Raw genomic sequence first — 18,225 nt, 5'->3', positions numbered from 1 at the left:
GCCCGCCCCACGCCCCGGCCCCCATCGAAAAGAGCGTTCCGCTCATCCCTTCTCGAGGGATGTGTGCGGAACGCTCTTATCGATGGAACCGGGCGCCTCGGCGGGCGCGGCGGGCCTCAGCGGGCGCGGCGGGCCAGGCGCTCGGTGTCGGAGATGATGACGCTCTTGCCCTCGAGGCGCAGCCAGCCCCGGTGCGCGAACTCGGCCAGGGCCTTGTTGACCGTCTCGCGGGAGGCGCCGACGAGCTGGGCGATCTCCTCCTGCGTGAGGTCGTGCGTCACGCGGATGTTGCCGCCCTCCTGGGTGCCGAAGCGCTGGGCCAGCTGCAGCAGCGCCTTGGCCACGCGACCGGGCACGTCGGTGAAGATGAGGTCGGCGAGGTTGTTGTTGGTGCGGCGCAGACGGCGGGCGAGCACCCTCAGCAGCTGATCGGAGATCTCGGGCCGCTCGGAGATCCACCGCTTGAGGGCGGAGCGGTCCATGGACTGCACCGAGACGTCGGTGACGCAGACCGCGGACGAGGTGCGCGGGCCCGGGTCGAAGATCGACAGCTCACCGAACATGTCCGAGGGGCCGAGGATGGACAGCAGGTTCTCGCGACCGTCCGGTGCTTTGCGGGAGAGCTTCACCTTGCCCGACGTGACGATGTAGAGGCTGTCGCCCTGCTCGCCCTCGCGGATGATCACATCACCCTTCGAGTACTCCTCGCGGGTCAGGTCGGCACGCAGCGCCGAGATGGCCGCGGGCTCGACACCCTGGAAGATGCCGGCCCGGGTGAGTACATCGTCGGCCGACTGGTCCGTGCGGCGATCTATCGTCACAGTCCGTGACCCTCCCGTTCGGGCGAGGACGAACGAGGTCCGCGCCATGGCGTGCGTGTGGCGAGAGCCACTGTAGCCGTTCCGGTGCCCCCGGTGTGACCAACCCGCGGCGACCGGGGTGGGTCAGCTCTCGATCTGCTCCGGCTCGGCCAGGATGGAGGCCTCGAACCGGTCCATCAGGAGTGCGAACCCGGCGAGGAGGACCGGGACCAGGACGACGAGGATTCCCTGCATGCCCCCGAGTAAACACCCCCGCGGGCCGACGCGCACGTGCGGCCGGCTCACCCGCAGGTGGCCCGGGCCGTAATGTGGACGCATGCCCGACCCCGCTCCAGCTTCCGTGAAGCGCCGCAGACGAGGGGTGGCCGCGAGGGGGGTGGAAACCGACCTCGGGCGCACCCGCCGCGCCCGGCGCATGCTCCGCACCCTGGAGGACGCGTTCCCACACGTCTACTGCGAGCTGGATTTCCGGGACCCTCTCGAGCTGAGCGTCGCGACGATCCTGTCCGCGCAGTGCACGGACAAGCGGGTCAACGAGGTCACGCCGGCGCTGTTCGCCCGGTACCGCACGGCCGCGGACTACGCCGGCGCGGACCGCGAGGAACTGGAGACGCTGATCCGGCCGACCGGTTTCTACCGCAACAAGGCGCGGAGTATCCAGGGGTTGGGTGCGGCGCTGGTGGAGAGGTTCGACGGCGAGGTGCCGCGGCGGCTCGAGGACCTGGTCACCCTCCCCGGATTCGGACGCAAGACGGCAAACGTGGTGCTCGGCAACGCGTTCGGTGTGCCCGGCCTGACGGTGGATACCCACTTCATGCGATTGGTCGCCCGGTGGAAGTGGACCGAGGCCACCGACCCCGTGCGCATCGAGCGCGAGGTGGCCGCGCTGCTGCCCCGGCCCACGTGGACCGACGCCAGCCACCGGATCATCTTCCACGGTCGCAGGGTCTGTCACGCGAGGACGGCGGCCTGCGGCGCGTGTGCCCTGGCCGCGGACTGCCCGTCCGCCGGCGAGGTCGGCCCGCTCGACCCGGTGGCCGCCGCCCGCCTCGTCGCGGGGCCCGAGCGATCGCACCTGTTGGAGCTGGTCGGACTGGGGGATCAGGCGTGAGCGCCTCGGCGAGGTGGTCGCTGGTGGCGTTGGTGGCGCTGATCGGCGTCGTCGTCGCGCTGGTCTCCACCCTCGGTGGCGACGAGGGACCCGGATCCGGGGCGTCGGCCCCCGCCGCGCCCCCCGTCGGGGCACCCCCGCTCGACGAGCCGCTGACGGTCGTCGACGACCTGACCCGCGCGACCGCGGACCTGCCCGCCTGTCGCGACAGCGCCGCGCCCGCCACGACCACCGGCCCCGTCGCCGGGTTCATGGTGCGCTGCATGGACGACGGCAGCACCACCACTCTCGGCAAGATCCAGGCGGACCGCCCCATGGTGGTGAACATGTGGGCCTACTGGTGCGAGCCGTGCCGCAGGGAACTGCCGGCCATCCGGGACGCGCAGGCCACGCTCGGGGATCGGGTCCGCGTGGTGTTGTCCCACACCGACCCGTCCGAGACCAAGGGGTTCGACACCCTGGCGGCGCTCGGGATCGAGGAGCTCATCTCCGTCTCCGACCAGGACGAGGAACTGCCGACGCTGCTCGGGGCACCCCCCGTCCTGCCGCTGACGGTCTTCGTCCGCGCCGACGGGACCGTGGCGCACGTCCTCATCCAACCGATGGACACCGAGCAGGACGTGCTCGACGCCGTCGAAGAACACCTGGGGGTCACCGCATGACCGGTAGCGCGCGGGATGCCTCCGTGCCCCGCCCCGGTGACTTGACCGGCGTACCGCACCCCGGGTGGATGGATCCGCTCATGGCGGCCTGCACCGACGGCAGCTTCGACGGGCTGCTGCCCCGGCGGCGCCCGCCCGAGGACAGTGGCCCCAACGAGGTCGGCCGCCCGCACCGCCACGCCGCGGTGCTGGTGCTGTTCTCGGGCTCGGCCCACGCCCCCGGACCTCGTCCCCCGGAGGACGCCCGCGTGCTGCTGACGCACCGCGCACCGACCCTGCGCAGCCACTCCGGGCAGATCTCGTTCCCGGGTGGCGGGGTCGACGACACGGACAGCGGGCCGGTCGAGGCGGCCCTGCGTGAGGCGTGGGAGGAGACCGGACTGGAGAGCGACGGTGTGGACGTGCTCGCGGTGCTGCCCGAGTTGTACATCCCCGTCTCCAACTACTCCGTCGCCCCGGTGCTGGCGTACTGGCGGGAGCCGATGGAGGTCTCGTCGGTGGATCCGGCCGAGACCGCGAGGGTGATGACGGTGCCGGTGGGGGAGTTGCTCGACCCCGCCAACCGCTTCCTGCTGCGGCACTCCACCGGGTGGACGGGCCCCGCGTTCCAGCACGAGGACCTGGTGGTGTGGGGTTTCACCGCCGGGATCCTGGCCGCGATGTTCCATTCCGCGGGCTGGGACCTGGACTGGGACTCGGGCGACGTGCGCGATCTGGAGCGGACCCTGTCGGCCTCCGCGAACGGGGAGCGGCCCTGGCTGTCGGCGGAGGAGGCGCGTCGCGAGTCCTCCGATCCGCTGGCGGACAGGACGGTCGCCGGGGTGCCCGGCGCCCGGACAGGCCTTGCAGAGGAGAAGGACGAGGAACCGCTCGACCTACCCGCTGACGAACCCCGGAGGGGGTACCGGTGACGGGCTCGCAGTGGCTCGACCTCGCGCTGTACGCGCTCGCCGCGGCGGCCGCGATCTCGGGGTGGATCAACGGCGCGGCGGCGTCCGGTTTCGCACTGCTCGGGGTGGCGATCGGCGCCACCTCCGGTCTGCTCGTGGCTCCTCATCTGGTCAGGGAACTCGACTCCCCCGTGGGACGGCTCGCGGCGGGGCTGGCCGTGATCGCGGTGATGGTGCTCATCGGCCAGATCGCCGGCGTGACGATCGGGCGTGCCGCCCGGCGCTACATCTCCGGTGCGGGGGCCAGGGTGCTCGACAGCACCGTCGGAGCCGTGTTCCAGGCCGCGGCGATGCTGCTGGTGGCGTGGTTGGTCGCCATCCCGGTGGCCGCGCAGGAGGGCCCGGGACTGGGCAAGGCGGTGCGCGGGTCGTCGGTGCTGGCGAAGATCGACGACGTGGCGCCCGAGCAGTTGCAGCGGATCCCGGCGGCGTTCACGTCGGTCCTCGGCACCACCGGGTTCCCCGACATCCTCGGCCCCTTCGGCACCACGCCGCTACAGGAGGTGCCCCCGCCCGACCCGGTGCTCGCGGGCTCCGAGGTCGTGGCCGCGGTGCAGCCGTCCGTGCTCAAGATCCTGGGCCGCGCCGAGTCGTGCAGCCGCGCCCTGGAGGGCTCGGGCTTCGTGGCCTCCCCCGGGCTGGTCATGACCAACGCGCACGTGGTGGCCGGTACGGACTCGGTGAGAGTCGTCGCAGGGGACCGGGAACTCGACGCGGACGTCGTGGTCTACGACCCGGGCGTCGACGTGGCCGTCCTGCGCGTACCGGGTCTCCAGGCCCCGGTCCTGCCCTTCGCCGACCGCCAGGGCCGCAGCGGCGACGACGCCATCGTGGTGGGCTACCCCGGCAACGGTCCCTATCGGCCGGACGCCGCCCGCATCCGGGAGAGGGTGACCCTCCGTGGTCCGGACATCTACCGCGAGGCGACCGTCGAGCGAGAGGTGTACATCCTGCGTGGCTCGGTGCGCGAGGGCAATTCCGGTGGTCCGCTGATCACGCCGCAGGGGCAGGTCGTGGGCGTGGTCTTCGGCGCCGCGATGGACGCCGCCGACACCGGGTACGCGCTCACGGTCGAGCAGGTGCTGCCGCAGCTCGAGCGAGCGGTGGACGCGTTGGAGCCCGTCCCCACCGGCAGCTGCGTCGGGGCCCGCTGAGCGCACGCCCCCGGTTCGGCTGGCCCGGGACGTCCGGCTCGCCTGCTCGCCCCGGCCCGCCCGGCCCGCCCGTCCGCCCCGCCCGCTCGCCTCGGCCCGCCCGACCATCCGCCCCGCCCGACTTGCGCGGCCCTTCTGGCTTACGCGGCGGGAATGGTCCGTTGTCGCCGCGCACCCCGGCGATCACCGAGCAGAGGAGACGCGTAAGCCGAGGAAGGGGGGCGGCACGGGCTCGCGTAAGCGGGTCTGGCCCGCCCGAGGGAGGACCGGGCCGTCAGAGCCCGCCCGCGCGGTACGCGAATTCCACGATCAGCCGGGAGGTCGCGCGGGGTTGCTCCATCGCCGGGTAGTGCCCGGCGTTCGCGACCAGTTCGGTGCGGAAGTCCCTGGCCCACGCCGCTGACGCCCGGACCGTCGACGGCCGGATGAACCGGTCCTCCGCGCCGCTGATCCCCAACACCGGCTGGTCCAGGACGCCCGAGACCGTCCGGCGGAAATCGCGGCCGTCCGGGCGGAGCTGGCTGCGGACCATCCACCGGCGCGACTCCAGGGACAGGTGGGCGACCTTGGGGATGAGCATGGCCCGCCTGAGCAGGCCGGAGGTCTCCCGGAAGTCGTCGGTGTCCTGCCACGCCGGCCCGGAATAGTCCCGGAGCATCGCCTCCACCGACGCCGCGCCGTCGGTGGTGAGACGCCGCTCGGGGAGCCGGGGCGCCTGGTCAGCGAGGAGGCGGGGGACCAGGGCGCGGCGTTGGGCGCGATCGCGGAGCGCGGCGTGGCGGGTGGCCAGGGGGTGGGGAGAGCCGACGACGACGAGGCCCCGCACCGCACGAGGCCGGTGGTATGCCGCCGTCCACGCCACGAATCCGCCCTCGCCCTGCCCCACGATCACCGCGGAGGAGTGCCCGAGCGCGCGGATGAGGTGCGTGATGTCCGAGGCCAGGGTCCATCCGTCGTACCCGCGCGGTGGCTTGTCGGAGTCCCCGTGGCCCCGCAGGTCCACCGCGACGGCGTGGAAACCGGCCTCGGCCAGCGCGACGAGAGGCTTGCGCATGGTCCACCAGATCCCGCCCAGGCCGTGGATCAACACCACCAGCGGGGGGAGCTCACCGGGGATGGTGTCGGACGGCAGGGCCTCGGCTACGTGCAGACGGATGCCGTTAGCCGAGACATCACGATGCCGCCACGACCCGTCGATCCTGACGATCGACGGGTCGGGCGGCCGGTGTGCCGGAGTCTTCAGCTGCGCGTGGCGGGCTGGGGGGTCTCGGTGACCCGCACCGTCCCGGGCCGCGGCTGGGTGCCCGTTGGCATGGCCAGCTTGAGGTCGGACACCGAGTCGATGGTGCGCTGGGGCTTGCGGATCTTCTTGACCTTGCGGTAGCCGAGCAGGGCGCAGACCGCCGCCAACAGCACCAGCACCACAAAGACGATGAGGAAGCCGATCCAGTCCCAGGACTGGGTGCCGAACCACAGGGAGATGAGCTTTGCCCACATGAAGACGAACGGGAAGAAGGACATCAGGAGCAGCACGAGCGCCGCGACGAAGAAGCCCGACCCGGTGGCCGCCCTCTTGACCTGCTCGGTGACCTCGGTCTTGGCGAGTTCGATCTCCGCGCGGACGAGCGTGGACATCTGCGTGGTGGCGTTCTTGACCAGGGTTCCGATGCTGGCGTCGCCCCGACCGATCGAGTCCGCGTCGTGCAGGGGGATCGAAGCCTCGGTCGGCGAGTGGGTTCCCTGGGCGTGGCTCACGGTTGTTCCTCCATAGTCAGGCGACGGATGCACCGCCGTCTATCGTGCCACGACACGTGGCTGCCTTCACCCGCTACCCGGTCAGCCGCGCGTGCCCTTCTCCCTGATCTGCTCCATGATGGTCGGATCGGACAGGGTCGAGGTGTCCCCGCCGTCCCGGCCCTCTGCCATGTCCTTGAGCAGGCGCCGCATGATCTTCCCGGAGCGCGTCTTGGGCAGCTCGGGCACGATCGTGATGTCGCGCGGCTTGGCGATCGGGGAGATCTCCCGTGAGACCTCGGCGCGCAGCTCGTCGATGAGCTTCTGGCGGTCCTCCTCGGCGTCGACGTTGCCGCGCAGGATCACGTACGCGACGATCGCCTGGCCGGTGGTCTCGTCGTTTGCGCCCACCACTGCCGCCTCGGCGACCGCGCGGTGCCCGACGAGGGCGGACTCCACCTCGGAGGTGGAGATGCGGTGGCCGGAGATGTTCATCACGTCGTCGACGCGGCCCAGCACCCAGAGTGCGCCGTCGGAGTCCCACTTGGCGCCGTCGCCGGCGAAGTAGTACCCCTCCTCGGCGAACCGGGACCAGTAGGTGTCGCGGTAGCGCTCCATGTCGCCCCAGATGCCGCGGAGCATGGAGGGCCACGGCTCGGTGAGCACGAGGAAGCCCTGCTCCTCCGCGGCGACTTCCTTGGCCTCGTTGTCCACGATGGACACGGAGATGCCGGGCAGCGGCCGCATGGCCGATCCGGGCTTGGTCTCCGTCACGCCCGGCAGCGGGGAGATCATGATCGCACCGGTCTCGGTCTGCCACCAGGTGTCCACGATGGGGGCGGTGCCGCCGCCGAGGTTGTCGCGGTACCAGCGCCACGCCTCCGGGTTGATGGGCTCACCCACGGAGCCGAGCAGACGGATCGACGACAGGTCGTGCGCGGCCGGGATCTCGGCGCCCCACTTCATGAAGGTCCGCACGAGGGTCGGCGCCGAGTAGTAGATGGTGACGCCGTACTTCTCGATGATCTGGAAGTGACGGTGCTCGTCCGGTGAGTTGGGGGTGCCCTCGTAGACGATGCACTCGGCGCCGTTCGAGAGCGGCGCGTACACGCCGTAGGTGTGCCCGGTGACCCAGCCGACGTCCGCGGTGCACCAGTAGACGTCCTGACCGGGCTTGTGGTCGAACACGTTGTGGTGGGTGTAGGACGCCTGGGTGAGGTAGCCACCGGAGGTGTGGACGATGCCCTTGGGCTTCCCGGTGGTCCCGGAGGTGTAGAGCAGGAACAGGGGATGCTCGGAGTCGAAGGCCTCGGGAGTGTGCTCGGTGGACTGCTGCGGGACCACCTCGTCCCACCACGCGTCCCGGCCGTCGGTCCACTCCACGTCGAGCCCGGTCCGACGGACCACGAGGACGGTCTGCACCGATTCGGCGGTCCCCTCGGCGTCGACGCCGTTGCCGGAGAGCGCGTCGTCGACGCCGGCCTTGAGCGGCGCGGGCTTGCCGCGACGGAACTGGCCGTCGGCGGTGATGACGACCTTCGCCTCCGCGTCGTCGATTCGCTGGCGGAGCGCGTTGGGGGAGAAGCCGGCGAACACCACTGAGTGGGTCAGTCCGAGGCGGGCGCAGGCCAGCATCGCGATGTAGACCTCGGGCAGCAGCGGCATGTAGATCGCCACCCGGTCGCCGGCCACGAGCCCGAGGGAACTGAGGTAGTTGGCCGCGCGGCTGACCTCGTCCTTGAGCTCGGCGTAGGTGATGTCGCGGGCGTCGTCCTCCGGCTCGCCGATCCAGTGGATGGCCACCCGGTCGCCGTTGCCGGCCTCGACGTGGCGGTCCACGCAGTTGTGGGCCACGTTGAGCCTGCCGCCGACGAACCACTTGGCGACCGGCGCGTCGGACCAGTCGAGCACCTCGGACCACTCCGTGGACCAGTCCAGGCGCCGTGCCTGCTCGTCCCAGAACGCGAGTCTGTCGGCGCCTGCGGCGTCGTAGAGGTCGGCCTGCGCGTTGGCCTGGGCGGTGAAGGCGGGGTCGGGTGCGTAGGTCTGGTTGTGGTCGTGATCGGTCATCAGCGGGCCTCTCTGGGGATGTGTGTTCACGGCGGCCGGAATCGACACGGCGGAAACGACCGGACCGGTTTCTGTGAGCGTAGTCACATACGGTCTGCCGTGTTTCGCAACACACCCGATAGGGGGGCGCGGGGGGAGTGGGGGTCAGGACTTCCGGTCGCGGCCTGGGGATTCGACGGTCTCGTCGCCGTCAGCAGGGGTGGTTTCGCCCTTCGGCGGGGCGGGAGTCTTGGCGTCGGACCGGCCTCCGCCTGCGGGGGATCCCGGTGACCTCGTCGTCGTTCCGGTCGCCGTTCCCGTCGCCGGTCGCGCGTCCCGGGACTCCTCGGTTGTGGTGGCGGAATCGTCGGGCGCCCTGACGGGCGTCTTGTCGGACCCCTTCGCCGTGGTCGCCCCGCTGTTCTTCGCCTTCCCGTCGGCTGCCGCGCTGCCCGGCGCCTTCCCGTCGGCTGTCGCGCTGGCCGGCGTCTTCCCGTCGGTTGCGGCGCTGCCCGGCGCCTTACCGGTGGTCGACGCGCTGCCCGGCGCCGTCGTCTTCGCGGACTTCTCCGTCGCCCCCGCCGACCTTTCGGTCGTAGACGGGGCGGCCTCGCGCCCCCGGGTCGGGGCATCGATCCCGTAGTACTCCAGGAGCCTGACCTCCTGTTCGGGGGTGAGGGCGTCCTCGGTGTGGTCGGGGCGGGGGGAGTCCCGGATGACGGCGCGGGTGTGGTCCACATGCAGTTCGTCGTCGAGGAGTCGCGCGCCGTAGAGGGGGACGATGGCGTCCGAGGAGAAGATGCCGGTCGAGACGGTCGCGAAGGTGATCTTGCCGCTGGCGTCGTCCACGTACACCTGGCGGACCGCGCCGATCTTGGCCCCCGTCGAATCGAATGCCGTCGCGTCGAGGAGGGCGTCCAGTTGGTCTTTGAGGGTCACGGGATCTCCGGGGGTCGAGGTGGAACCGGGGCGGGTCGGGGTCGAGGTGGGTTCGGGGAACTCTGGGAGCCGGGGGGAGCGCCCTGGGGTACCGCTGATTACACCAGCTAGACAGCGGTGGAACCGGCCGTTGGACGCTTGTGTCGGCGGATTGCGGTGCGCGGGGCGACTGCCGCGCCCGGGTCGGTAACCTCGTCCGCGTGACCACACGCGCCCAGGATCCCCTCGCCCCGCTGGTTTCCCTGCCCGGCGTCGCGGAGGCGTCCGAGGCGGCCCGTGGTGCGCTCGCGAGCGTCCACCGGCATCCGGCGAACCGTCGGGGCTGGCCCACCACGGCGGCGGAGTCGGTGCTGCGCGGGGCCCGGGCATCAGCCGGGGTGGAGGGTGCCTCGGTGCGGTTGGACGCCGACGGCGATCATGACGAGGTGCTCGCCGGCGCTCTGCGGGTGGCCGGTGAGCTGACGGGCGAATCTCTCGACCGGGCTGTGGCGGTGTGGACCCGGTCGCCGCTTCAGGAGCTGGCGCACCTGCATCTGCTGGCCGCATCCGGGCCCGGGGTGGATGCGGCGTCCCTCGGCCGCCCCCGGGCGGATCGGGGAGTGGCCGAGCGATTGCAGGGGCTGGCGGAGCTGGTGACGGGCGGGACGTCGGTGCCCGCCCCGGTCCTGGCGTCGGTGGTCCTGGGCGAGCTGTCCGGGATGCGGCCGTTCGGGTCCGCCGACGGCGTGGTGGCGCGGGCGGCTTTCCGGTTGGTGACCGTGTCCACCGGCCTCGACCCACACTGTCTCGGCGTGCCCGAGGTGACCTTCTACCGGGATCCCGCGGGGCATCGATCGGCCCTGGAGGGCTTTCTCTCCGGTACCGGTGAGGGTGTCGGATCATGGATTCTCCACTGCTGTAGAGCGCTCGAGGCCGGTGCTCGCGAGGCCACCTCGATCGCCGAGGCCGCCGGGAGCTGACCGTCGCGCAGGGCAGGTGACCTGTGATGCACCGCGATCCACCGCGTGTGGTCCGCGTGGCGCGCGAATGGCGGGCCGGCACTCGTGCCGACCCGCCCACTCGCTGCGGTTCCATCGAGAGATCCGGGTACCAGGCGTCCTGTGGTCCGCCGTGTCGCCGGTCCGGGACAACCGTCGGTGACGGCTGGCGCGGACCCACGGCTGGTGTGCCTCTCGGGCGTCATCCGTCGCGTGGGTTCCGGAGTATCGATGACGGTGTCTCGGACGGGGAACCGTGACTTCTCCTCCGTCGCGGTCCTGGCGTCCTGCGTCACCGCGCTTTGAGCATGCCGCGCGGGTCGGGGTCCCGGCGATGGTGGGATCCCACAAGGAACCCGGGGACTTACCGGTGGTTCCCGCTATCGCCTCCCGTGCGTTGGCCGGCGGACGATGAGGTGTTGTGCCCCGAGCCCCGGTGGGATCTTCCGGGTGGGTGCGCTCCGGGCGGACCTCTCCGCTCGCGGGACCGGGGTCAGGCGCCCCGCCGCGCGGAACGCGCGAAGGACACCGTTGCGGCACCCACCGCGAGCGCGATCGCCCCGACGCCGATGATCGGCCCGGACGCGCGTTCCAGCGTCGGCAGCAACGGGGTGGGGCTGGAGAAGGTGAGGATGGGCCACCCGCGCTCCAGGGCCTCACGGCGCAGGGTCCGGTCCGGGTTGATGACCGTGGGGTGTCCCACCTCCTCGAGCATCGGGAGGTCGGTGGCGGAGTCGGAATAGGCGTACGAGGCCTCCAGGTCGTACCCGTAGCGCTGGGCGAAACCCCGGATGGCCTCGGCCTTGCCCGGACCCTGGCAGTAGAACTCGATGGATCCGCCGTATCGCCCGTCCGCATCGCGGCTCATGCGCGTCCCGGCGTAGTGGTCCACGCCGAGCATCCGTGCGATCGGTGCCACCAGCTCCTCCCCGGAGGCGGACACGATCACGAGGTCGTGGCCGAGCGCCCGGTGCTCGGCGAGGAGTTCCTGTGCCTCCGAGTAGACGGTGGGCGTGACCTTCTCCGTGAGGGCCTCGGTGACGATCCGCTCGACCTTCTCGGGCTCCCAGCCCTTGGTGGCGGTCGCCATGGCCTGGCGGACCTTCTGCATTTGTTCGTCGTCGGCATCGGAGAGGCTGAAGGCGAGCTGGGTGTATGCCAGATCGATCACCGATCGGCGCGACAGCAGGCCCTCGTCGAGGAACGACTTGTTGAACGCGAACACCGACGAGGTGGCGATGATCGTCTTGTCGAGGTCGAAGAACGCGGCGATCCGGCGAGGTCGGTGCGATGACCGAGGGCCCTTGAGGCGTGGGGCGGACACGCCTCCACGATACGGTTCTTGTGCTCGAGGCGTGGATAAGTGATACTGATCACGCTCGAAAGAGCATCCCCCTACAGGTGCTCGATTCGTCCCCCCTACGAATCGGGACTTCGAGAAACCGCGGCGCCCCCCTGCCGCGGTTTCTCTCTATTTCGGGGCGTTTCTTCCACACCCACGGCCTCTCCACAGCCCGCCCCCGGATGACGCGCCGGGCCCGGGTTGCCCACGGTCGTGTGCGCGACGCTGTGGCCGTGACCCAGAGCCCTCGCCCACCTCGCGACGCCGTCCCCGACCACCTGGCGGGCAGGGCCGTCGCGGTCGATGTGGCCGACCCGGACCTCGACGCCGACGTCCGGGCGGTGCTCGCCGCACTCGCCCTCGACCCGGTCACCCGGGAGGTCGACACAGCGGACATAGTGGTGACGGACCGGGACCACGCCGATCCGCGGCCCGGCGTGGCCCGTGTGGTGCGGGTGGGAGGCGAGGACGCCGCTGGCGACGACGACGAGGTGATCCGTCTGCCCTCCGGGACCGCGGATCTCGTCGGGGCGCTCCTGGCCCCGGTCACCACCGGTGGTGGAGTGCTGGTGGCCGTGGTGGGGGCGGTGGGGGGATGCGGCGTCAGCACCCTGGCGGCCGCGATCGCCGTCCGCGCGGCCGACTTCGGCCGGACCCTCCTGGTGGAGGCGGACCCGCGGGGCACCGGGATCGACCTGATCCTGGGGGCGGAGTCCGAGCCGGGACTGAGGATCGAGGACGTGCGCGCCGAGCTGGGCGGCCCCGACCCCGATGCCCTGTGGGGCGCCGTACCCGAGATCGTGACGGGGTGCCGGGTGCTGGCCCGGTCGAGGGACCGCGACGAGACCCCGGTGGCGAGGTCGGCCTCCGATGGTGCCCTCGGCGCGGTGTCGGCCCACCGATCGGCGGGCGGGCTGGTGGTCTGCGATGTGGGCGAATTCGCGGAAGGCGACCCCGTTCTCGCGCGTGCGGACCTCGTCGTCGTGGTGACCAGGGCTGACTTCCAGGGCGCCGTCGCGGCCGGGCGGATCACCGGCGACCTCCCCGGCGCCACCCTGGTGATCCGCGCGCACCGTGGGGACCCGCTGGAACCGGCGGATGTCGCCGACGCGGCGGGGCTCGTCCGGTGGCACGTTCTGCCGGAGGTCCGGTCCGTGCGCCGTCTGGCCGGAACCGGCGACCTCGGCGGGGCGCTCGAGGCCGGAGCACGCGGTTCGCGGTGGCGACTGCGGCGACTCGGAGCCCTCGCGGACGCACTCCTGGGGGAGGTGCTCTCCGGTGACCGGTGAGGAATCAGGGATGGCCTCGATCCCCGGTGACCTGGTTGACCGGGTCCGCGCCCGGTTGGCCGGTCTCGGGGTGGAACCGGACCCCGACGAGGTGGTGCGCGCCGTCCGGGCGGAGTCCGGCGCCCTGCACGGCCACCTGGACCTGCTGCGGACCGCGCGCCTGGTCCGCGAGCATCTCGCCGGCGCCGGGCCACTCGAAGCGCTCCTGGCGAGCCCCGGGGTCACCGACGTCGTGGTCGACGGGCCGGGTCCGGCGCTGGTGGACCGCGGGCGGGGACTCGAGGAGACCGACGTGGTGGTGGCCACCGAGCCGGAGCTGCGGGCCCTCGCGGTGCGGTTGGCGGGGCGTGCCGGCCAGCGGCTCGATGACGCCCGGCCCTGGGCGGACGGGGTCGTGCGATCCCGGGACGGGATGGCCTGGCGGCTGCACGCGGTGCTGCCCCCGGTCGCGGTGGACGGGACCTGCCTGTCACTGCGGGTCTCGCGACCCGCGCAGGCCACCTTCGACAGGCTGGTGGAGTCCGGGACGGTCCCGCCGCCGGCCGAGCCGCTGCTCCGGGCTCTGGTCGCGGCCCGGATCGGATACCTCGTGGTGGGCGGCACGGGATCGGGCAAGACGACGCTCCTCGCCGCGCTGCTCGGTCTGGTGCCGCCGGGCGAACGTCTGCTGTGCGTCGAGGACTCCCCGGAGTTGCGACCCGCCCATCCGCACGTCGTCCGTCTGGTGGTGCGGCACGGCAATGTCGAGGGCGCGGGCGGGGTGGCGATGTCCGACCTGGTCCGGCAGGCGCTGCGGATGCGCCCCGACCGGATCGCGGTGGGCGAGGTGCGAGGCGGCGAGGTCGCGGACCTGCTCGCCGCGCTCAACACCGGGCACGACGGGAGCGCCGGCACCGTCCACGCGAATTCGCCCACGGAACTCCCGGCACGACTCGAGGCACTCGGGGCGCTGGGCGGGCTCGACCGCGCGGCGCTGTCCGCACAGGTCGCCGCCTCGCTCAGGGTGGTGGTGGGGATGCGCCGACTGCCCGACGGAAGACGGACCGTGGACTCCATGGGCGTGGTCCGGCGGGACGCGCACGGGATCGTGGTGGACCCCGCCTGGCGCGCCGACGGGGCAGAGATACCCGGCCGACCGGCCTTCGAGGCCCTGATCGCGGGGGCCGTCAGGTGACGGCGGCGATGGTGCTGCTGGCCGGGGCCCTGATCGCGTGGCCGGACGGTCTGGCCCGGACGAGGCTCCGGTACGTGTGTGGCGATGCCGCAGCCCGGCGGCGGGTCCTGCCCGCCGTCCTGGGCCGGGTGCCGACGAAGGTGATCGTCCCCGTGGCCGCGGGGCTCGTGGGTCTGGTCGCGGCAGGGCCGCTCCACGCGTGCGCGGCCGCCCTGCTCGGAGCGGTGGTGTCCGAGTTGCGTAGGCGTGCGGGCGTACGCGGAGCGCGGCTCACGCGCCTCGGATCCTGGGAGCGCGCGCTCGACGACGCCTCGTCCGCCCTGCGGGCCGGCGCCGGTCCGGAGGAGGCGCTGCACCGCGCTGCGGAGGGTGCGTCTTCCGGGGACCCCGGCGTCGCGGAGATTCTCAGCTCTGCGGCCTCCCATGCCCGACTGGGCGGGGACGTCGCCACCGCGCTGCACGAAGCCGCCACCTGGCAGGCGGACGTGGCGAGTGCGTCATCGGCGGGAGTCGGGGGAGCCGATCGCGTGGCGGGCGAGCTGGCGGGCGCGTGGCACCTGGCCACCCGCCACGGGGTGGTGCTGGCCGAGGTGGTGGACGGGCTCAGGGCGGACGTGGCCTCGCGGCGAGAGCGGGCCGTGCGCGTGGACGCCGCGCTGGCCGGCCCCCGCGCCACCGCGGTGATACTCACCGGCCTGCCCGGATTCGGCGTGCTGCTGGGGTCGGGTTTCGGCGCCGACCCCCTCGGGGTGCTGGTCGGGGGCCCGATCGGCGGCGCGCTGTGCCTGATCGGAGCCGGTTTCCTGGCGGCGGGTCTGATGTGGACGGAGCGGATCGTGGACGGGGCGTCGCGATGACCACGGCCCTGCTGCTGATCGCCGCCGCCGTGTGCGTCGCTCCGTGGCACAGCGCCGCCGCAGATCGGCTGCGTGACCTCGCCGCTGTGTCCACCGCCAGCTCCACCGCGGCCTCCGGCTCTGTTGCGGGGTCGATCGGCGGTGCCATCCCACGTCGGCCATGGTTGTTCGCGAAGGTGGGCGCGCTGTCCCCGGTCCTCGACCGTGTGCGACGGGGACGCGCCGGACCGGCGGAGACCGGGTCCCTCGCGCGGATGCTCGACCTGCTCGCGGTGGCGCTGCTCGCCGGACTGCCCACCCACCTCGCGCTGGGCGCCGTCGGGGACGCGGTCGCCCCCATCGATCCCCACGTGGCGGGGCCCCTCCACGCCGCCGCGGCGCGCGTGCGCCTCGGCGCGACCCCCGCACAGGCGTGGCGCGAGGTCCCCGGAGCGGATCGACTGGCCCCTGTGGCGTCGGTGCTCGCACGCGCCACCGACGGCGGCGGGTCCGTCCGCGCCGCGCTCGACCACGCGGCCGGTCGCATGCGCTCGGACGCCGACGCCGCCGCGACCGCCCGCGCCGAACGCGCCGCCGTCCTCGTGGCCGGCCCGCTCGGGCTGTGCTTCCTCCCGGCGTTCGTCTGCCTGGGAGTCCTCCCCGTCGTCGTGGGTCTGGCCGACGGGATGCTGCCGGGGGTCCTGCCGTGAACCGGCGCCCCGCTCACCGATTCCGGGGTGGACACGCCGCCCCGGTCACCAAGAAGGAGACGCACGATGACCACTCACACCCACTCCCGGATCACCTCCACCTTGTGCCGCGCCCGCATCGCCCTGTCGCACCGATTCGCCGTCGCGGACGCGCCCGACGCAGGGATGTCCACCGTCGAGTACGCCGTGGGCACCATCGCCGCCGCGGCCTTCGGGGCCGTGCTCTACATGGTCGTCAGCGGCGACTCGATACCCGACGCGCTGGGCGGGATCATCGAACGGGCGCTCAACACCTCGGTGTGACGGCCTCGCGCCGGTTCCGCGCGGCGGCCACCGGGGACCGGGGTTCGGTGACCGTCGAGGCCGCGCTGGGGATCGCCTCGCTCGTCGTGGTCCTGGCCGTGGCCGCTTCCGGGTCCGCCGCCGCGCTCACCCAGATCCGGGTCGTCGACGCCGCACGGGAAGCCGCGCGGGTGGCGGCCATGTCCGGTGCGCAGGAAGGTGTCGCGGCCGGACGGGCGGCGGCGCCGGGAGCCGAGGTGTCGGTCGACAGCGAGGGAAGGAGTGTGACAGCGCAGGTCAGCATCCCGGCTCGGGGCCTGCCGGGGGTCGTGCTCACGGGCCGTGCGGTGGCGCGAGCCGAGCCGGGGGTGGCCGGGTGAGGTCGCCGGGCACGGGCGGTGTCGGGCGGCGGGGCGTGGGGCGGCACGGTGCCGGGCGGGGTGACGACGACGGGTACATGAGCGTCGTGACCGCGTTCGCGGCGGCCGCGGTCCTGGCCCTCACTGTGGCTGTGCTGCTGGTGGGGAGGGCGGCGGTGGCCGCGCATTCCGCCCGGTCGGCGGCGGACCTGGCCGCCCTCGCCGGGGCGCACGCGCTCCGCGCCTCGGAGGACCCGTGCTCGGCTGCGGCCGGGGTGGCCACCGCCAACCGGGCCGTCGTGGCCGGGTGCACGGTCGACGGCCATGACGTGGTGATCCGGGCCGAGGTGCGGGTCGAACTCGGGGTGCTGGGGGCGCGGGCGGCGTCGGCGGTGGCCCGTGCGGGGCCACTATGACTGTCCCGGGGACGTTGCGGGATCGCGTAAATCCGTCTAAGGCCAGGCGGCTCCGGCCTTTGATGTGAGGCCCGTCGACCTAGCTTCATTCGTGGCGACCACCCGCACTGGCGCCAGAAGTAGCCGGGAGAACGGGAAGACCCGCTGTCACACTGGGATGGACCCCAGATGAGCATCGGCACTGTGGCGCGAGAGATGAGGGGACTGGGTATCCGCAGTTGGCAGCCAGCGGACCGGAGTGAAAGTGCACCAGGCAGGCGCGTGTTGGGCAGTTAGAGCTAGAAGCGAACCCGGCCGGTGATGTCCTGGGCTGACATAAGAAGGGGCGTGCACCCGCTCTGTGCAGGACGAGGCAAGACGGCGTCGGCGCTGGTTGGGGTGCCAAGCCAGGCAATACGGCACCAGTCTGGCCGCCACCGTTATGCGGTGGCAGGCTGGCGAATTGGCCACCCCGCCGAGATTCGGGGACGTGCCCCTACCCCAGGGGAGATGCCCGCGCCCCCTGCTCGGTACCCGTCACTGCGGCCCCGCCTATGTTTGGGTTTCGGAAGCCCCTTGCTCTCGCTCGCCATTGGCTAAATAGAAGTAAATACAGCGAGTTCAGGAGAAATTCGGTGGAACTGATCTAGGTGGCTGAGGCTGGCGTTTTGTACCCAACCCCGGTTATCTGTCCGACCCGAAGGCTAGCCTAGGCGCATGGGATTAGAGTGGCAGTCGATCGTGGCGACCTTGGGTGTACTTCTCGGTCCGCTTATTACTTGGATGGTCGGCCGGCAAGATCGAAACGACAAACGCGTCGCCTTAGTGCGAGACATCGAAATACTCAAGTCGATTAACTCCGAATCGGCGGAATACGGTCAGCTCGAAACTCAAGTGAGGGGCAGCCTCGCCAAGTTTCTTGAAGAGCGAGAACGTAAGGACGCGACTGCACCGGTCTATCGGCGATACTATGGGTTCCTGACATTCTCAGCGATCTATCTAGCTCTTACCTGGGTGGGCGCGCAGAACTGGGTAGGTGGCGACTGGTCAGGATGGATTACGGCGGGCCGATTTGCAGCTCTCCTGATCGGAGTCTCGTTCGTTGCCAGTATCTTGTGGATAATCCTCAAGTTGGTTTTCGCAGTTGGGCATGCAGCAGTTCTTTGGATTCGAATGCGCCACACAGCATGGGAGCTTAAGCGCACTCAATCCGAACGCGACAGGGAAATGGAGGAGTGCGAGACTGCCGCTCGGCTTCTAGCCAACGCCGAACGGCAAGATTCGAATGCGCCGAACCTAGAAGGTCGTCACGGATTTTGAACCCAGGCGGCGGGAAATGTAGGGAGTTAGATAGAAAGTTAAAGACCAGCCGCCAATGTTTGCCACAAATCCTAATTCTCTCTTCGCTGTCCGAGATGACACTTTCGGCTCTTCGCATCTG

19 protein-coding genes are annotated in these 18,225 nt (G+C 71.7%); 13 read left to right on the top strand and 6 right to left on the bottom strand.

Annotation, left to right across the window (positions count from 1 at the left end; genetic code table 11):
* Nucleotides 1-116 precede the first annotated feature (116 nt).
* Entirely contained in the window at nt 117-821 is a 705-nt protein-coding gene (locus H483_RS36425) for a Crp/Fnr family transcriptional regulator (RefSeq protein ID WP_017838335.1), read from the bottom strand.
* 316 nt (nt 822-1,137) lie between these two features.
* Here H483_RS36425 and nth point away from each other — a divergent pair, with 316 nt between their 5' ends.
* Genes nth through H483_RS36405 form a run of 4 tightly spaced genes read left to right on the top strand, consistent with a single transcriptional unit; the run spans nt 1,138 to nt 4,698 of the window.
* Nucleotides 1,138-1,932: an endonuclease III gene (nth, locus tag H483_RS36420; RefSeq protein WP_081615248.1), complete on the top strand. Its 795-nt coding sequence runs from the start codon at nt 1,138-1,140 to the stop codon at nt 1,930-1,932.
* Nucleotides 1,929-2,594 carry a thioredoxin family protein gene (locus H483_RS36415; protein ID WP_017838332.1) on the top strand — a complete coding sequence of 222 codons (666 nt, stop codon included), beginning with the start codon at nt 1,929-1,931 and terminating at the stop codon, nt 2,592-2,594. The genes nth and H483_RS36415 overlap by 4 nt, the downstream gene beginning before the upstream one ends.
* Nucleotides 2,591-3,505, top strand: coding sequence for a CoA pyrophosphatase (locus H483_RS36410; RefSeq protein ID WP_031265265.1), 915 nt, complete (start codon nt 2,591-2,593; stop codon nt 3,503-3,505). Before H483_RS36415 ends, H483_RS36410 begins: the two co-directional genes overlap by 4 nt.
* Entirely contained in the window at nt 3,502-4,698 is a 1,197-nt protein-coding gene (locus H483_RS36405; protein WP_017838330.1) for a MarP family serine protease, read from the top strand. Before H483_RS36410 ends, H483_RS36405 begins: the two co-directional genes overlap by 4 nt.
* A 274-nt stretch (nt 4,699-4,972) precedes the next feature.
* Here H483_RS36405 and H483_RS36400 read toward each other — a convergent pair whose 3' ends face one another.
* From H483_RS36400 to H483_RS38285, 4 genes are all read right to left on the bottom strand, one after another.
* Nucleotides 4,973-5,788, bottom strand: a complete 816-nt coding sequence (locus tag H483_RS36400) for an alpha/beta fold hydrolase (protein WP_256378864.1) — start codon at nt 5,786-5,788, stop codon at nt 4,973-4,975.
* Nucleotides 5,789-5,937: 149 nt separating this feature from the next.
* Nucleotides 5,938-6,453, bottom strand: a complete 516-nt coding sequence (locus H483_RS36395) for a phage holin family protein (protein ID WP_017838328.1) — start codon at nt 6,451-6,453, stop codon at nt 5,938-5,940.
* An 81-nt stretch (nt 6,454-6,534) separates the two neighbouring features.
* On the bottom strand, nt 6,535-8,502 hold the full coding sequence (gene acs, locus H483_RS36390) for an acetate--CoA ligase (RefSeq protein ID WP_017838327.1): 1,968 nt from the start codon (nt 8,500-8,502) through the stop codon (nt 6,535-6,537).
* A 144-nt stretch (nt 8,503-8,646) separates the two neighbouring features.
* Complete coding sequence (locus tag H483_RS38285; RefSeq protein ID WP_017838326.1) at nt 8,647-9,420, bottom strand: PRC-barrel domain-containing protein; 774 nt, start codon at nt 9,418-9,420, stop codon at nt 8,647-8,649.
* Between the two features lie 200 nt (nt 9,421-9,620).
* On the opposite strand from H483_RS38285, the gene H483_RS36385 reads away from it, so the two are divergent.
* A complete protein-coding gene (locus tag H483_RS36385) occupies nt 9,621-10,379 on the top strand; it encodes a hypothetical protein (protein ID WP_031265259.1) in 759 nt (252 codons plus the stop codon).
* Nucleotides 10,380-10,890: 511 nt separating this feature from the next.
* On the opposite strand, the gene H483_RS36380 is transcribed toward H483_RS36385, so the two are convergent.
* A complete protein-coding gene (locus H483_RS36380) occupies nt 10,891-11,721 on the bottom strand; it encodes an HAD family phosphatase (RefSeq protein WP_017838324.1) in 831 nt (276 codons plus the stop codon).
* A 251-nt stretch (nt 11,722-11,972) separates the two neighbouring features.
* Between H483_RS36380 and H483_RS36375 the strand changes: the two genes are divergently transcribed.
* From H483_RS36375 to H483_RS39300, 8 genes are all read left to right on the top strand, one after another.
* Nucleotides 11,973-13,028 carry a chromosome partitioning protein gene (locus H483_RS36375; protein ID WP_152428072.1) on the top strand — a complete coding sequence of 352 codons (1,056 nt, stop codon included), beginning with the start codon at nt 11,973-11,975 and terminating at the stop codon, nt 13,026-13,028.
* Between the two features lie 10 nt (nt 13,029-13,038).
* Nucleotides 13,039-14,202 (top strand): TadA family conjugal transfer-associated ATPase, encoded by a 1,164-nt coding sequence (locus H483_RS36370; protein WP_031265258.1) that lies wholly within the window; start codon nt 13,039-13,041, stop codon nt 14,200-14,202.
* Between the two features lie 8 nt (nt 14,203-14,210).
* Nucleotides 14,211-15,059 carry a type II secretion system F family protein gene (locus H483_RS36365; protein WP_017838321.1) on the top strand — a complete coding sequence of 283 codons (849 nt, stop codon included), beginning with the start codon at nt 14,211-14,213 and terminating at the stop codon, nt 15,057-15,059.
* Nucleotides 15,056-15,748 (top strand): type II secretion system F family protein, encoded by a 693-nt coding sequence (locus tag H483_RS38280; RefSeq protein WP_017838320.1) that lies wholly within the window; start codon nt 15,056-15,058, stop codon nt 15,746-15,748. Before H483_RS36365 ends, H483_RS38280 begins: the two co-directional genes overlap by 4 nt.
* A 66-nt stretch (nt 15,749-15,814) precedes the next feature.
* Nucleotides 15,815-16,051, top strand: coding sequence for a DUF4244 domain-containing protein (locus H483_RS40415; protein WP_017838319.1), 237 nt, complete (start codon nt 15,815-15,817; stop codon nt 16,049-16,051).
* Nucleotides 16,048-16,410 (top strand): TadE family type IV pilus minor pilin, encoded by a 363-nt coding sequence (locus H483_RS36360; protein ID WP_017838318.1) that lies wholly within the window; start codon nt 16,048-16,050, stop codon nt 16,408-16,410. The genes H483_RS40415 and H483_RS36360 overlap by 4 nt, the downstream gene beginning before the upstream one ends.
* Nucleotides 16,411-16,487: 77 nt before the next feature.
* Nucleotides 16,488-16,805 carry an Rv3654c family TadE-like protein gene (locus H483_RS36355; RefSeq protein WP_042330269.1) on the top strand — a complete coding sequence of 106 codons (318 nt, stop codon included), beginning with the start codon at nt 16,488-16,490 and terminating at the stop codon, nt 16,803-16,805.
* A 696-nt stretch (nt 16,806-17,501) separates the two neighbouring features.
* Nucleotides 17,502-18,104 (top strand): hypothetical protein, encoded by a 603-nt coding sequence (locus H483_RS39300; RefSeq protein WP_152428071.1) that lies wholly within the window; start codon nt 17,502-17,504, stop codon nt 18,102-18,104.
* Nucleotides 18,105-18,225 lie beyond the last annotated feature (121 nt).

Origin of the sequence: Dietzia sp. UCD-THP (assembly GCF_000349585.1) — a bacterium.
In the GTDB taxonomy this organism is placed as follows: domain Bacteria; phylum Actinomycetota; class Actinomycetes; order Mycobacteriales; family Mycobacteriaceae; genus Dietzia; species Dietzia natronolimnaea_A.
Note: the sequence above shows the minus strand (reverse complement) of the source record. Positions and strands in the feature narration are given on the sequence as shown.

What these genes read in the sequence shown, in the direction of transcription:
- nth (WP_081615248.1), top strand. Translation starts at nt 1,138, where the DNA reads ATGCCCGACCCCGCTCCAGCTTCCGTGAAGCGCCGCAGACGAGGGGTG.
- H483_RS36410 (WP_031265265.1), top strand. Translation starts at nt 2,591, where the DNA reads ATGACCGGTAGCGCGCGGGATGCCTCCGTGCCCCGCCCCGGTGACTTG.
- acs (WP_017838327.1), bottom strand. Translation starts at nt 8,502, where the DNA reads ATGACCGATCACGACCACAACCAGACCTACGCACCCGACCCCGCCTTC.
- H483_RS36370 (WP_031265258.1), top strand. Translation starts at nt 13,039, where the DNA reads ATGGCCTCGATCCCCGGTGACCTGGTTGACCGGGTCCGCGCCCGGTTG.
- H483_RS36365 (WP_017838321.1), top strand. Translation starts at nt 14,211, where the DNA reads ATGGTGCTGCTGGCCGGGGCCCTGATCGCGTGGCCGGACGGTCTGGCC.
- H483_RS38280 (WP_017838320.1), top strand. Translation starts at nt 15,056, where the DNA reads ATGACCACGGCCCTGCTGCTGATCGCCGCCGCCGTGTGCGTCGCTCCG.
- H483_RS40415 (WP_017838319.1), top strand. Translation starts at nt 15,815, where the DNA reads ATGACCACTCACACCCACTCCCGGATCACCTCCACCTTGTGCCGCGCC.
- H483_RS36355 (WP_042330269.1), top strand. Translation starts at nt 16,488, where the DNA reads ATGAGCGTCGTGACCGCGTTCGCGGCGGCCGCGGTCCTGGCCCTCACT.
- H483_RS39300 (WP_152428071.1), top strand. Translation starts at nt 17,502, where the DNA reads ATGGGATTAGAGTGGCAGTCGATCGTGGCGACCTTGGGTGTACTTCTC.